The sequence below is a fragment of the Amycolatopsis sp. NPDC003676 genome (assembly GCF_053587275.1).
Genome location: NZ_JBSFNS010000067.1, coordinates 1 through 14,232, shown reverse-complemented (window position 1 = coordinate 14,232; position 14,232 = coordinate 1). Strand labels below are relative to the sequence as shown.

Annotated in this window: 12 protein-coding genes; 10 read left to right on the top strand and 2 right to left on the bottom strand. The window is 67.1% G+C overall.

The features are described from left to right. Positions 1 to 82: 82 nt before the first annotated feature. The 9 genes from ACWDNU_RS30150 (at position 83) to ACWDNU_RS30110 (ending at position 9,728) form a co-directional block, all read left to right on the top strand. A complete protein-coding gene (locus ACWDNU_RS30150) occupies positions 83 to 1,531 on the top strand; it encodes an aldehyde dehydrogenase family protein (RefSeq protein ID WP_449671391.1) in 1,449 nt (482 codons plus the stop codon). A 151-nt stretch (positions 1,532 to 1,682) separates the two neighbouring features. Next, on the top strand, positions 1,683 to 3,137 hold the full coding sequence (locus ACWDNU_RS30145; protein WP_449671390.1) for a 4-hydroxyphenylacetate 3-hydroxylase family protein: 1,455 nt from the start codon (positions 1,683 to 1,685) through the stop codon (positions 3,135 to 3,137). An 18-nt stretch (positions 3,138 to 3,155) separates the two neighbouring features. Then, positions 3,156 to 4,157, top strand: a complete 1,002-nt coding sequence (locus ACWDNU_RS30140) for an amidohydrolase family protein (RefSeq protein WP_449671389.1) — start codon at positions 3,156 to 3,158, stop codon at positions 4,155 to 4,157. A gap of 11 nt (positions 4,158 to 4,168) precedes the next feature. Then, positions 4,169 to 5,185 (top strand): DODA-type extradiol aromatic ring-opening family dioxygenase, encoded by a 1,017-nt coding sequence (locus ACWDNU_RS30135; protein ID WP_449671388.1) that lies wholly within the window; start codon positions 4,169 to 4,171, stop codon positions 5,183 to 5,185. 2 nt (positions 5,186 to 5,187) lie between these two features. Further along, positions 5,188 to 5,856, top strand: a complete 669-nt coding sequence (locus tag ACWDNU_RS30130; RefSeq protein ID WP_449671387.1) for an RraA family protein — start codon at positions 5,188 to 5,190, stop codon at positions 5,854 to 5,856. Continuing rightward, on the top strand, positions 5,856 to 6,503 hold the full coding sequence (locus ACWDNU_RS30125; protein ID WP_449671386.1) for an RraA family protein: 648 nt from the start codon (positions 5,856 to 5,858) through the stop codon (positions 6,501 to 6,503). Before ACWDNU_RS30130 ends, ACWDNU_RS30125 begins: the two co-directional genes overlap by 1 nt. Continuing rightward, positions 6,500 to 7,138, top strand: coding sequence for a 4-carboxy-4-hydroxy-2-oxoadipate aldolase/oxaloacetate decarboxylase (locus tag ACWDNU_RS30120; RefSeq protein ID WP_449671385.1), 639 nt, complete (start codon positions 6,500 to 6,502; stop codon positions 7,136 to 7,138). Before ACWDNU_RS30125 ends, ACWDNU_RS30120 begins: the two co-directional genes overlap by 4 nt. A 5-nt stretch (positions 7,139 to 7,143) precedes the next feature. Next, positions 7,144 to 8,106, top strand: a complete 963-nt coding sequence (locus ACWDNU_RS30115; protein ID WP_370935032.1) for a flavin reductase — start codon at positions 7,144 to 7,146, stop codon at positions 8,104 to 8,106. Positions 8,107 to 8,117: 11 nt separating this feature from the next. Continuing rightward, positions 8,118 to 9,728: an FAD-dependent monooxygenase gene (locus ACWDNU_RS30110; protein ID WP_449671384.1), complete on the top strand. Its 1,611-nt coding sequence runs from the start codon at positions 8,118 to 8,120 to the stop codon at positions 9,726 to 9,728. A 60-nt stretch (positions 9,729 to 9,788) separates the two neighbouring features. On the opposite strand, the gene ACWDNU_RS30105 is transcribed toward ACWDNU_RS30110, so the two are convergent. Next, on the bottom strand, positions 9,789 to 11,165 hold the full coding sequence (locus ACWDNU_RS30105) for an aldehyde dehydrogenase family protein (protein WP_449671383.1): 1,377 nt from the start codon (positions 11,163 to 11,165) through the stop codon (positions 9,789 to 9,791). Between the two features lie 55 nt (positions 11,166 to 11,220). Beyond that, a complete protein-coding gene (locus ACWDNU_RS30100; RefSeq protein WP_449671382.1) occupies positions 11,221 to 12,372 on the bottom strand; it encodes a PucR family transcriptional regulator in 1,152 nt (383 codons plus the stop codon). 74 nt (positions 12,373 to 12,446) lie between these two features. On the opposite strand from ACWDNU_RS30100, the gene ACWDNU_RS30095 reads away from it, so the two are divergent. Further along, a complete protein-coding gene (locus tag ACWDNU_RS30095) occupies positions 12,447 to 14,057 on the top strand; it encodes a thiamine pyrophosphate-binding protein (protein ID WP_449671381.1) in 1,611 nt (536 codons plus the stop codon). Positions 14,058 to 14,232: the final 175 nt, after the last annotated feature.

The following is a 14,232-nucleotide window of genomic DNA, read 5'->3' as shown; positions in this document are numbered from 1 at the left end:
CCGAGGCGATGAAGCAAGGGCTCGCGCCGACCTAGCATCGCGGCGATCTCCGCACCCGCACCAGGATTGGCAGGCGACGCACATGGCCCGGTGGGATCTCAGCGAGGCAGACGGGCATATCTACTCCGGCGGTTGGCGTACCGGCGGGGGAGGGACGCAGCCGGTGGTCTCGCCGGGCGACGGCGGGAAAGTCGGCCTGGCCGGTATCGCCGACCAGCACGACGTCGAGCGGGCCGGAGCGCGCGCCGCGCAGGCGCAGGCTGAGTGGAGCCGAGCGTCGTACCGCGTGCGAGCCGACGTCCTTACCCGCGCTGCGGACGCATTGCGCGACATCCGCGCCGACGTCGAAGACGTGCTCGTGCGCGAAAGCGGCTCGCTGCCCGCGAAGGCGAAGCACGAGGTCGACAAAGCGATCGACGAGCTGATCGCGGCGGCCGGGCTGGTCACGATGTCGCAAGGCGATCTCCTTCCGGTGGAAGACCCGACGACGCTGGGAATCGCCCGGCGGATCCCCGTCGGTGTGGTCGGCGTGATCGCGCCTTGGAACGCGCCGTTGATGCTCGCCATGCGCTCGGTCGCCCCGGCGATCGCGCTGGGCAATGCGGTCCTGGTCAAGCCGGACGTGAAGACCGCCTTCTGCGGGGGCGCAGTGCTCGCGCACATCTTCGAGCAAGCCGGGCTGCCCGACGGCGTACTGCACGTGCTGCCCGGTGGCGCCGCAACCGGCGAGGCTGTCGTGCGTTCGCCGCACACGAACGCGATCTCGTTCACCGGCTCGTCCGCGGCGGGCCGTCGGGTCGGTGAGATCGGGGGTGGCCTGCTCAAGCGGGTAGTGCTCGAACTCGGCGGCAACAACGCGTTCATCGTGCTGGCGGACGCTGACCTCGACCGCGCCGTCGCCGGTGGCGTAGGCGGGACTTTCCGGCACCAAGGCCAGATCTGCATGGCCACCGGACGGCATCTCGTGCACGAAAGCATCGCCGACGAGTACGTCGAACGGCTCAAAGCGGCTGCCGAGAAACTGCAGATCGGCGACCCGAAAGCACCCGGGACGACGCTTGGCCCGCTGATCACGACCGCGCAGGCCGAGCGGGTGCACGGCATCGTCGAGGCGGCGGTCGCCGGGGGAGCGCGGGTCGTGCACGGGGCCACGCACGACGGCGCGTTCTACCAACCGACCGTGCTGGACGGCGTAACAGCTGACAATGCAGCTTTCCGCGGTGAGATCTTTGGCCCGGTCGCTCCGGTAACCCGCTTCTCGACTGAAGAAGAAGCGCTCGAACTGGCCAACGCGACCGAATACGGCCTTTCCGCGGCCATCCACAGCCGCGACGTCGCGCGCGCCCTCGGCTTTGCTTCGCGGTTGCGCGCCGGGATGGTCGCGCTCAACGGCCAGACGATCTACGACGCCGCGCACATCCCGATGGGCGGCCTCGGCGCGTCCGGCAACGGCGGACGGCACGGCGGGCACTGGAACCTGGACGAGTTCACCTACTGGCAATGGGTGACGGTTCCGACGATCCAGCGCTGAGCGTTTCCGACACCGCGTCGGACTTTCCTACACGGTGTCGGACGCCCGCGGCGGAGATTCCCGCAGCGGACCGATTCCGCGGCGCCGCGATTTCCGTAGCTTCGAATCGTCGCCCGGTGCGGGCCTGTCACAGACAAAGGAGTCGGAGTACATGGACATTTCCGGGGCCACCGGGGCGCTGACCGGCGAGCAGTACAAAAAGAGCCTCGACGACGGCCGCGAGGTCTGGCTGGACGGGAAGCGCATCGAGAACGTCGCGGAACATCCCGCGCTGAAGCCGACCGTCGACGAGTTCGCCCGGCTGCTCGACCTGCGGTTCGCCACCCCCGAGGGGCGGGCGGCGACCCTGTTCAAGTCGGAAGAGACCGGCAACGAGGTCAGCTACGCGTTTTCGCTGCCGAAGACCCCCGAGGAATTGCGGGCCAAATTCGCCGCGTCGGAATGGTGGATGCGGGAAAGCCTCGGGCAGCTCGGCCGTTCGCCCGACTTCATGTCGAATGTGGCCGCGGGTCTCGCCGATTACGCCGGCGAACTCGACCAGAACCGCGAAGGGTTCGGCCAGAACGCCCGGGATTACCGCCGGTTCGCGATGGAGAACGACCTCGTCCTGACGCACGCGCTCGGCGACCCGCAGATCGACCGCAGCGCCAGCCCGCTCGACGACCCGGACCTCGCCTTGCGCGTGGTCGAGGAACGCGAGGACGGCGTAGTCCTGCGCGGGGCCAAGCAACTCGCGACGCTCGCGCCGTTCTCTCACGAGGTGCTGGTGTATCTCAACGGCGTCACCGCCGCTCGTGGCGCGGAAGACTTCGTCATCTGGTTCGCGCTGCCAATGAACACGCCGGGCCTGAAGATCCTGCTGCGCGAACCGCTCGGCGCACCGGAGAGCGGCCACTCGCACCCGCTCGGCAACCGGTACGACGAGCAAGACGCGATGCTGTTCTTCGACGACGTTTTCCTGCCGCGCGAACGCATCTTCCTGCTCGGCGACTCCCTGCGCGCGCTCAAGGGCCTCGGCCGGATCAACGTCTGGAGCCTGCAGAGCACGCACATCCGCTTCCTCGCCCGGATGAAGTTCTTCACCTCCGTCGCGAAGAAGCTCGCGCACTCCATCGGCGTCGACACCTTCCGCGGCATCCAGGAACAGCTGGGCGAGCTCATTTCGTATGTCCAGACGCTCGAGTTGGCGATCAAGGGCGCCGAGGCGGACGCGGTCGTGACGCCGGGCGGGCACCTCGCCCCCAGCAATACCAACGGCGTCGGATTCTGGTCGGCTGATATCTCAGCGCGGATGGTTCAGATCTTGCGACAGGTCGCAGCGTCCGGCCTCATCATGCAGCCGACCGAAGCCGACCTCGCGAACCCGGAACTGCGTCCGTTCCTGGACCTCTACATGCGCGGTCACGACATCGGAGCGGCGGAGAAGGCGCGGCTGTTCCGGCTCGGCTGGGAACTCGCGGGCTCGAGTTTCGGGATGCGCCAGGAACTTTACGAGTACCTGCATCGCGGCGACCCCGGCGCGGGCCGCACTCGGTTGTTGCGCTTCTACGACACGTCGGCGACGGACGCGCGCGTCGACGAACTCATCAGCAAGCCGCTCGTCTGAGACCGCAAGGAGCATCCCGTGATCATCGACGTCCACGGCCACATGTCCGCGCCGGACGCCTACTACGCCTGGAAAGCCTCGCTGCTGTCGCACCGCGGCGCGCACGGCGGCAAACCGCCCGCCATCAGCGACGACGCGCTCGCCGCCGCGTATCACCACCCGCACCCGAGCTTCGGTGACATCTCGCATCTGGCGCATCTCGACGGTGCCGGGATCGACCTGCAGATGATCTCGCCGCGCCCGTTCCAGATGATGCACAGCGAACGGCCGGCCAAGCTCGTGCAGTGGTTCACCGAGGAGACCAACAACCTCATCCACCGCGCGACCGAACTGTTCCCCGGCCGGTTCAAGGGCGTCGCCGGACTCCCGCAGAGCCCGGACCTGACACCCCGCGACTGGACCGCGGAGCTGCGCCGCACGGTGACCGAACTCGGCTTCGTCGGCGCGATGCTCAACACCGATCCGTACGAGGGCACGGAAACCCCGCTCGCGCTCGGCGACCGGTACTGGTACCCGGTGTACGAGGTGCTGTGCGAACTCGACGTGCCGGTGCTGCTGCACGCCGCAGGATGCAAACCGCCCGCGCGCGAACCGTACAGCCTGCACTTCATCCAGGAAGAGACCATCGCGGTATGGAGCCTCGTGAATTCCACCGTGCTGAAGGACTTCCCGGATCTCAAGGTGATCGTCTCGCACGGCGGCGGCGCGATTCCGTACCAGGTCGGCCGTTTCCTTCCGTCGGTGGTGCGCACCGGAGTGTCCTATCTGGACAAGCTGCGCCGGCTGCACTTCGACTCCTGTCTGTACACCCAGGACAGCCTGGAGCTGCTGATGAAGGTCGTCGGCACCGACCGGGTGCTGTTCGGCTCGGAGAAGCCGGGCACCGGCTCGCAGATCGACCCGGACACGGGCCGCTGGTTCGACGACATCCACCTGCTCATCGACGACATCGCCTGGCTCGGCGAGAAGGAGCGCGCCGACGTCCTCGAGAACAACGCACGCGCGCTCTTCCAGCTCTGAGGGGGAAGGTCATGACCGAGATCGTCGCCGGGTTCGGCACCTCGCACGGACCGCAACTGAAGGCGCCACCGCCCCAGGCCTGGGATACCAGGGGTACAGCGGACCGCGCGAGCAAGGGACTGAAGTTCCGCGGCGAGACGTATAGCTACGAGGAGCTGCGCGAGCTGCGTGAAGACTTCGCAGCGGAGATCACTCCCGAGGTGATGGCGCGTCGCTGGGAAAGCTGCCAGCGGTCGATGGACCGGCTCGCGGACTTCATTCGCGCCCAGGACGTCGACGTTCTCGTCATCGTTTCCAGCGACCACAAGGAAACCTACGGCGACGAATGGCTCGCTCCGTTCTCGGTGTTCTGGGGCGACGAGGTCGCGCACGTGCCGTTCACCCAGGCGCAGCTCGACGCGATGGCCCCGGGTTTGGCCGAGGCCGCGACCGGCGACGTCCCGGACCGCACGATCATGCGGCCGACGCACCGCGCGCTGGGCAAGCACATCATCCAGTCCACGCAGGCTGATGACTTCGACACCGGGGCTACCGAGGTCATCCCGGCCGGCCGGTACGAGAACCACACCATCCCGCACGGCTTCGGGTTCATCTACCAGCGGTTCCTCGGCCAAGAGTCGACGTTGCCGATGGTGCCGATCTTCATCAACACCTTCTGGGAGCCGAATCCGCCGGGAGCCAAGCGCTGCTACGAATTCGGGCGCGCGGTCGGCCGGGCGATCCGGTCGTTCCCCGGCGACCTGCGTGTCGGCGTGGTCGCTTCGGGCGGGCTCAGCCACTTCGTGATCGACGAGAAACTGGACCAGGAGTTCATCCAGGCCCTACGGGACCACGACGCCGACTACCTCTCGAACGTCCCGGCCGCCGAGATGCGGTCCGGTGCGTCGGAGCTGCGGAACTGGATCGCGGTCGCCGGAATCGCTGACGAAGCCGGTCTAGCGGTGACGAGCGTGGACTACGAGCCCTGCTATCGCACCGAGGCTGGCACCGGCAACGCGATGGGTTTCCTCACCTGGGAACGGAAGTGACCATGTCTCCCGAAGAGATCATCACCGCGCTGCGCGGGCTCGACAGCTGCGCGGTTTCCGACGCACTCGACACGCTGGGCCTGCCCGGCGCTGTCACGGCACTGAAGCCGATGTGGCCCGCGAGCACCGTCTTGGCCGGTCGCGTGCGCACGGTCACCGCCGCGCCCAAAGCGACCGCCGGACCGGCGACGCACATCGCCACCCCGCTGGTCGCGATCACCGAGCCGGACGACGTCGTGGTGATCGACAACCACGGCCGCACGGACGTCTCCTGCTGGGGCGGCCTGCTCGCCGAGGCCGCGGTCCGGCGCGGCGTGGCTGGCGTCATCGTGGACGGTGCCTGCCGCGACGTCCAGGAGAGCGAAGCGTTGAAGCTCCCGGTGTTCGCCCGCGCGGCCGTTCCGGTCAGCGCGCGGGGCCGCATCGTGCAGGCCGCGATGGACGAGCGGATTCAGATCGCTGGTATCTCCGTTGCCTCGCAAGACTTTGTGCTCGCGGACGTCAACGGCGTCGTCTTCGTCGCCGCTGCAGACGCCGAACGCGTCATCGAGCTCGCGCAGCGGATCGCCGAGCGCGAAGCCCGGATGGCGGAGGCCGTCCGCTCCGGCCGTGACGTGCAAGAGGTCATGCACGATTCCCAATTCCCCTCAGTCACTGTGGAGCAGCGCTGATGTCTCTCCTTGACCGGTTCGCCGGGCTCGGCACCGCGACGGTCTCCGACGCCCTCGACAAACTCAAGCGCCCAGGCAGCCTGCTCGGCCTCGCCCCGCTCGCGGACGGACAGCGCATGATCGGCCGCGCGTTCACCGTGCGGTATGTCAGCGCGCAGGTCCCGGCGGGCACCGTCGGCGATTTCATCGACCAGGTCGAGCCTGGTCAGGTGATCGTGCTCGACAACGACGGCCGCCTCGACTGCACGGTCTGGGGCGACATCCTGACCGCGGTCGCGCATCAACGTGGCATCTCCGGCACGGTCATTGAAGGTGTCTGCCGCGACACGCATCGCGCGCTGTCCATCGGCTATCCGATCTACAGCCGCGGTCGCTTCATGCGCACCGGCAAGGACCGGGTCGAGGTGGCCGAGGAACGCGGACCAGTGACCATCGGCGGCGTGACAGTCCGCCACGGGGACATCTTGCTCGGCGACTCGGACGGCGTCGTCGCGATCCCGCGTGACTGCGAGGACGACGTGCTCGAGGTCGCCGAGATGATCCAGGCGCGTGAGGAAGCGATCCTCGCCGCTGCCCTCGGCGGCGCGACGATCGCCGAGGCGCGCGCGAAGTACGGCTACCACGATCTGCAGCGGGCGGACGCATGAGCACGCTGGCCGAAGACACCAAGGAACTGCTGACGCTCGGCACGGCCACGCTGTACGAGGCGTCCGGTCTCGATTGCTTCCTGGACGCCGCGTTCCGGCCAGCCTGGGACGGCGCGCAGATCGTCGGCCGAGCGATGCCGGTGTCCGCGCAGCTCGGTGACAATCTCGCGCTGCATCACGGGATCGAGGCTGCTGGCTCCGGTGACGTGCTCGTGGTCGACGCCGGTGGCGCGCCGTTCGGGTATTGGGGCGAGGTGATGGCGGTCGCGGCGCAGGCACGCGGCATCTGCGGCCTGGTCATCGACGGCGGCGTCCGCGACACCCAGCAGCTCGCGTCGCTCGGGTTCCCGGCGTTCAGCACCGCGATCTCGATCCGCGGCACGATCAAGAACTGGCCGGGAACAGTGGGTCGCTCGATCACCTTGCGCGGCAGGGTGGTTCGGCGCGGCGACATCGTGGTGGCCGACCGGGACGGGATCGTCGTGCTCCCGGCGGACGAGTATGACCGGGTTTTGGCTGCGTCGCGGGCCCGCGCGGAGAAGGAAGAGTCCTATATGGACCGTCTTCGCTCCGGTGAGACCACTTTGGACGTTTACGACTTCCGCCATCTCGGCGTCCCGGACGGAGCGAGGTGACCACGATGACCTCCGACCAGCAACGGATCGACAGCTTCCGCCAGGCCGCCGGACGATTCGCTTCCGGTGTCACGGTGGTGACTACCGCACTCGACGGCCACCTTTACGGAATCACCGCGACCTCGTTCGTTTCCCTTTCGCTGAACCCGCTTCTGGTGACGGTGTCGATCAATTCGCACAGCCCGATCCTCGAAGAGATCCGGGCGAGCGGGGTCTTCGCGATCAACGTGCTCGGTCGCCATCAGCAGGACGTTTCCGCCTGCTTCGCCCGCCGTGGGCGCGGCCGGAGCAAAGAGCGATTCGACGAGGTCGAGACGCACACCGAGGCTACCGGTGCACCGGTGGTCACCGGCGCGTTGAGCTGGTTCGACTGCACCGTGCACACGATGCTCGGCGGCGGCGACCACATCATCCTCGTCGGCGAAGTTGTTTCCGCAGGTGGCGGGACGGGGCAGCCGTTGCTGTACTGGTCCGGCGAATACCGTGAACTCAACACGGCGGAAGAAGCGGAGGCGGACATCGGCCGGATCGCCGATTCGCTTTCCATCCAGCTGCATTTGCACGGTATGCGAACGGACCAGCTCCTGGAAGCGCAGCACGCGGTCGAACCCGCCGCCGCTGCTCTCGCTGCTCGTGCCGCTGCGGACGACCAGGTCGCGCAACTGCGGGCGTTGGTCGAAGAATCGGAGAAACACGTCCACGACGCCAGCCGGTACAACCCGTTGTCGCTGGAATTCCATGCCCGGCTTGGGTTGCTCAGCGGAAATCCGGCGATCGCCGCGTCGGTCGGCGCGCTCAACCGGCCGCGGGAAAGCGTGTATGCCGTGCACACCAACGCTGAACGGGCTTCTCGGGCCGTCGACGCACACCGCCGCATCCTTCAGGCCATTGAGGACCGCGACGAGGATGCTGCCCGTCGGTTGATGACCGAGCACCTTGGCGTGGTGGCGCAAGGAATGCCGTGCTGAACGGAGAAACCATGGACGCAGACGTCCTCATCGTCGGTGCAGGTCCGGTCGGCCTTGTCGCCGCACTCGACCTGAGCAGCCGTGGCGTGTCGGTGATCGTTGTCGAGGAACGGGAGTTTCTCGAACCGCCGAACGTCAAATGCAATCACGTCGCCTCACGCACCATGGAGAGCTTTCGTCGGCTCGGCATCGCGGCCGAGGTGCGCGCGGCCGGTCTGCCACGTGACTATCCGCAGGACGTCGCGTTCCGGACCTCGCTGACCGGACGGGAATTGTCGCGCATCCCGATTCCGGCGAGCGGCGAGCGGTACACTTCGCGCGTCGGTCCCGACACGAGCTGGGCGACGCCGGAGCCTCCACATCGGATCAACCAGACGTTCCTGGAACCGATCCTCGCCCGGAACGCCGCCGCCGCTCCCGGCGTGACGCTGCTCAACCGCACGCGATTCCATTCGGTCGAGCAGGACGCGTCGTCGGTCTCGGCAGTAGTGTCCGACGGATCCGGCGAACGGACTCTGCGTGCGCGGTACTTCATCGGCGCGGACGGCGGCCGTTCGACGGTGCGCAAGCAGATCGGTGCCAAGCTCAGCGGTGATCCGGTGCTTCAGCACGTGCAGTCCACCTGCATCCGCGCGCCGAAGCTGTACTCGCTGATGTCCGCCGACGAACCGAGGGCGTGGGGTTACTACACGTTCAACGCCCGCCGCGTCGGGCACGTGTACGCGATCGACGGCAGCGAAACCTTCCTCGTGCACACGTACCTTTCCTCGGCTGAGGAGGTCGTCGACCGGGACGCGGCCATCCGCGCGATTCTGGGTGTGGACGAGGCGTTCGAGTACGACGTCGTGTCCAAAGAGGACTGGATCGCGCGCCGTCTGCTCGCCGACCGGTTCCGCGACCGGCGGGTGTTCCTCGCTGGAGACGCGTCGCATTTGTGGGTGCCGTTCGCCGGATTCGGGATGAACGCGGGCATCGCGGACGTGCTCAACCTGACCTGGCTGCTCGGCGCGCATCTCGGCGGCTGGGCTGCGGAAGGAATCCTGGACGCCTACGAAGCCGAACGACGGCCGATCACCGAACAGGTGTCGCACTTCGCGATGAACCACCAGCGGAAGCTCGCCCGGCCAGGACTTCCCGCCGCCCTCGAAGACGACACCGCAGCCGGTGAAGCCGCACGTGCGGCTTTCGGTGCGGCGGTGCGGGAGTTGAACGAGCCGCAGTTCGCTGCCGCTGGTTTGAACTACGGCTACGCGTACCACGATTCACCGATCATCGCCTACGACGGCGACGAAGTCCCCGGCTACACGATGGGCAGCTACACACCGTCCACTGTGCCCGGTTGCCGTGCCCCGCACTTCACGCTGGCGGACGGATCCTCGCTGTACGACCATTTTTCCCCTGGCTACACGGCGATTGCAGCCCGCGGAGTTGATATCTCAGCGCTGACCGTTGAAGCGGCAGACCGAGGTATCCCATTCGCCGTGGTTGAAGTCGACACGCTGCCGGATGAATATCTTTGCCCGATCACGCTGGTACGTCAGGACCAGACGGTGGTGTGGCGAGGTGCTCCGCCTGACCGGGCGGCCGCGGCCGAGTTGTGGGACAAGCTTTGCGGCGCTTGATCCTCCGGCCCACCGTGAAGGCCTCCTCGGGGAAATCCCTCGAGGAGGCCTTCACTGGTTCTATCGGCGGATGATTTTGCTGGCCGCCATGGCCTTCAGACCTTCCACGCCGAACTCCAGCCCGTACCCCGAGGACTTGGTTCCGCCGAACGGAATCGCCGGATCGACGCCACCGTGCTGGTTGATCCACACGGTGCCCGCCTCCATCCGCTGCGCCACCGCGTCGACCTCGTCCGCGTCCGCGCCCCAGACCGAAGCACCCAGGCCCTGGTCGGTGCCGTTCGCCCGACGCACCGCATCGTCCACATCGGAGTACCGGATCACCGGCAGCACCGGTCCGAACTGCTCCTCGTCGACCACCGCGGCACCGTCCTCGACGTCCGCGATGATCGTCGGCCGGTAGAACAGCGGCCCCAGCTCCGTCGCAGGCAGGCCGCCGGTGACGATCCGGGCTCCGCGCGCCCGCGCCTCTTCCACCAGCCGGGAAACGATCTCGAACTGCGCGGGATTCTGTACCGGCCCGAGCCGGTTCGCCTTGTCCTGTCCTGGCCCCATCGGTGCCTTCTCGGAGCGTTCGGCCAGCGCGGAGACGACGTCGTCGTAGATCGACTCGTGCACGTAAAGCCGTTTGAGCGCGGCGCACACCTGGCCCGTGTTCATGAAAGCCGCCCAGAACAGCTTGTCCGCGACGGCCTCCACGTCCGTGCCGGGAAGCACGATCGCGGCGTCGTTTCCGCCCAGCTCCAGGGTGAGCCGCGCGAGGTTGCCCGCCGAGCTTTCGACGATCCGGCGTCCGGTCGCGGTCGAGCCGGTGAACACGATCTTGGCGATCCGCGGGTGCGCGGCCAGCGCAGCACCGACTTCGCGATCCCCGGAGACCGCGGTCAGCACGTCCGCCGGAAGGTGGCGGCGGAAGATCTCCGCAAGGGCGAGGACGCTGAGCGGAGTGTTCTCGGAAGGCTTGAGCACCACTGTATTTCCCATGCGCAATGCCGGCGCGACGTGCCATACCGCGATCATCACCGGGAAGTTCCACGGGCCGATCGAGGCTACGACGCCAAGCGGGACATAGTGTTGCTCCGCTCCATCGGGCAGCTTCTGCGGTTCGAGCACAGTGTCCGCGGCGGACCGGAGCCAGTGCGCGGCACCGTGGGCCTCGCCAGCGCCGCCGGCTTTGCCTTGCTCGGCAGTGATGATCTCGCCGAGTTCTTCGGCGTGCGCGTCGATGTCGTCGGCGATGACGTGCAGGATTCGCGAACGTTCAGCGTGCCCCAGCGCGGCCCAGGCGGGCTGAGCCGTTGCGGCAGCCGCGATCGCGGCGTTCAGCTGGTCGACCGTGTGCACGGGTGCGTGGCCGACGACTTCCCGGGTCGCGGCGTCGAGGATCGGCCGCCCGCGGTCGTCGGCGACCGAGACGGTGGTCAGCAGTGCGTTCATGCGGAACCCTTCCGTAAAAGTTCACATTGAATATAGTCAATTGCGAGCGGTGGGGCTAGCGAAGACCGGCGAGCGTCGCGATCCGCAGGCCGGTATGGAGCTCCCGGCGCACTTTGCCGTCGGCGAGATCGACGTCGGCGACCGCTCGCACGCGATCCAGCCGGTAGTAGAGGGTGCTGCGGTGGACGTGCAGGGTGAGCGCGGTGCGTTGGGCATCGCAACCGCAGTCGAGGTAGGTCTCCAGGGTCTGTGCGAGATCCGGTCCGGACTGCGCGTCGAGCAACCGTCGTACGGCATCGGGGAGATCTGAGATATCAACGTCCTCGAGTGGGAGTTGCAGCAGCAGCCGGTCCAATCCCAGTTCCGACCAGTGGGCCACGCAGCCGGTGTCGCCGCCGCGCAAGGCGATCCGGGCTTCCCGCAGCGATCGGTGCACGCCGGACAGCGGCGCGTGCGCTCCGCCGACTCCGGCGCGCAGACCGGAAAAGGCAGGCTGGGCAAGGAGAGCGGACAGTCTCTCGGTGTCGATCTCGTACGGCACCAGCAAGATCGCCTCGCTGCCGAGCACCGCGCCGACGGCCTTAAGCGTCGGGAAGACCGGAATGCTCGACAACGCCCGGTCCAGCACGAGCCGAAGGGTCGCTGAGCTGGGCTCGGCCCGCGGCGGGGTCGCGATCGAGATGACCGTGTAGTGCGGGACGGGGGAGAGCAGGCCGCTCGCGAGCAGTTCGTCGGCGGCTCGGACGCGCTGGTCGTCGTTGCCTTCGAGGAGTGCGCCGAGCAGCCGTCGCGCGCGGTCCTCGTCCTCTCGGTTGCCCAGTGCCATGGCGGCCAGCAGCAACCCGATCTGCGCGCGGCGGTCGCGCAACTCGTCGTCGTCCGCGTAGGCGGAGTCGTCGTCCTCGGGGATCGTCGAGGACAGGTAGCCGACGAGCCGTCCTTCGTGCCGGACCGGCGCGACCAGCCGGGACTGCCCGCCGTCGAGCGGCGGAATCCGGACCGGGTCCTGCGCTTGGCCGACCCGGTAGTCCCGGATGGACTCTCGGGCGCGCGAAGATCCTTTGTGGGACAGGATGATCGCCAGCCGGGCATGGTCGACGTCCTGGTCGTGCACGCTGAACGCGATCACCGTGAAGTCGACGTCGAACACGATGACCGGCCGGCCGAGCCGGTCCGCGTAGGCCTGCACCTGTCCTTCGAGAGTCATGCGCGCCTCTTCCGTTGCCAGCCGCCGGAGATTTGATCTATATTCATTATAGACATTTGACGAGAGGGATCCGCATGGCACAGATGACAGGCGGTGACGCGCTCGCCAGGGCGCTCATCAGCGAGGGCGTCGACACGGTCTTCGGCATTCCCGGAGTCCAGCTGGACGGGCTCACTGACGGCATGTACCGCAAGCGCGACGAGCTGGAGCTGGTCGTTCCGCGGCACGAGCAGGCGACCAGTTACATGGCGGACGGCTATTACCGGGCTTCCGGCCGTCCTGGGGTGGCGATGGTGGTGCCGGGGCCTGGTGTGCTGAACGCCGGAGCTGGGATGGCAACGGCGTATGCCTGCTCATCGCAGGTGATGTTGCTGGCGGGGACGATTCCTTCGCCGCTCGTCGGCGGCGGGCTCGGGGCGCTGCACGAGATTCCTCGGCAAACTGACACGGTTCAGGGGCTGACTAAGTGGTCTGCTCGGCCGAAGCGGGTTGAGGAGATTCCTGATCTCGTGCATGAGGGCTTCCGGCAGATGCGGACTGGGCGTCCGCGTCCGGTTGCGCTTGAGCTGGGGCCGGATTTGTTGCACGCGGTTGCGGATCTCAAGCCGGGGGAGCCGTTTGGGGTTCGGGAGCCGGAGGCGCCGGAGCGGGATGTTGTTGAGCTCGCGCGGTTGCTGGCGGCTTCCTCGCGGCCGGTGATCCATGCTGGTGGCGGGATGCGGGATCCGCGGGCGTTCAAGCTGTTGGCTCGGCTTGCTGAGTTGCTGGACGCGCCGGTGGTGATGAGCGAGAACGGGCGCGGGGCGATTGATGCCCGGGATCCGCATGCTCTGCCTGCTTTTGCGTTGTGGGAATTGCGGGCTACTGCTGACTTGGTGGTGTCGTTCGGCAGTCGGTTCCTGACGCCGTTTGGGCAGCAGTTGAATGTCGGGGATGCTCGGCTCGCGTTGGTCAATATCGATGCGGCTGACCTTCGTCCGCCTCGGCGGCCGGATCTTGCGGTTAATGCTGATGCTGTGGCGGTGTTGGCGGCGTTGGTTGAGCGGCTCTCGCCGCGGGCTACGTGGGGGGCTGAGTTGGTTCGGCTTCGGGAGGATTGCGAAGTCCGGATTCGGAAGCAGGCTGGGCCGCAGATGGAGTTCGTGGACGCGATCCGTGCTGCGTTGCCTGAGGATGGGATTTACGTGAATGAGTTGACGCAGATTGGGTATGTGTCTACGTACGGGTTTCCTGTGCAGGCTCCGCGTTCCTACGTGTGGCCTGGGTATCAGGGGACGTTGGGGTATGCGATGCCTACTGCGCTTGGGGCTGCGGTGGGGTCGGGTGGGCGTCCTGTGGTGGCGGTGACCGGTGACGGGGGGATTGGCTGGTCTATGCAGGAGTTCGCTACGGCTAAGAAGTATGGGATTCCCCTGGTGACTGTGCTGTTCGAGGACTCGCGGTTTGGGAATGTGTGGCGGATTCAGCGGGATACTTATGGTGGTCGGTTCATTGGGTCGGATTTGACCAATCCTGATTTTGAGTTGCTTACTCGGGCATTTGGGTTGGATTTCGCGCTTGCTGAGGATGCTGCTGCGGTGGAGAAGCATGTTTCTGCGGCTATTGCGGCTCGGCGGCCTGCGGTGGTGAAGGTGCCGGTGGATGTTTTTCCTTCGCCTTGGCCGTTGATTCACGAGAAGCACTGAGCGGCTCGTCGCCTGGCGGCGACATTGCAGGCGGTGGTTGCGTGGGGCACCCCGAAGCTTGAGTGTGCTGACGGTCTGGGGGTGCTTGTCAAGGCGGGAAAGATGCCTTGACAAGCACCCCCAGACCGCAGGGACGCTTTATATCGGGGTGCGGGGGAGGGGCTGGGTGCCTCGA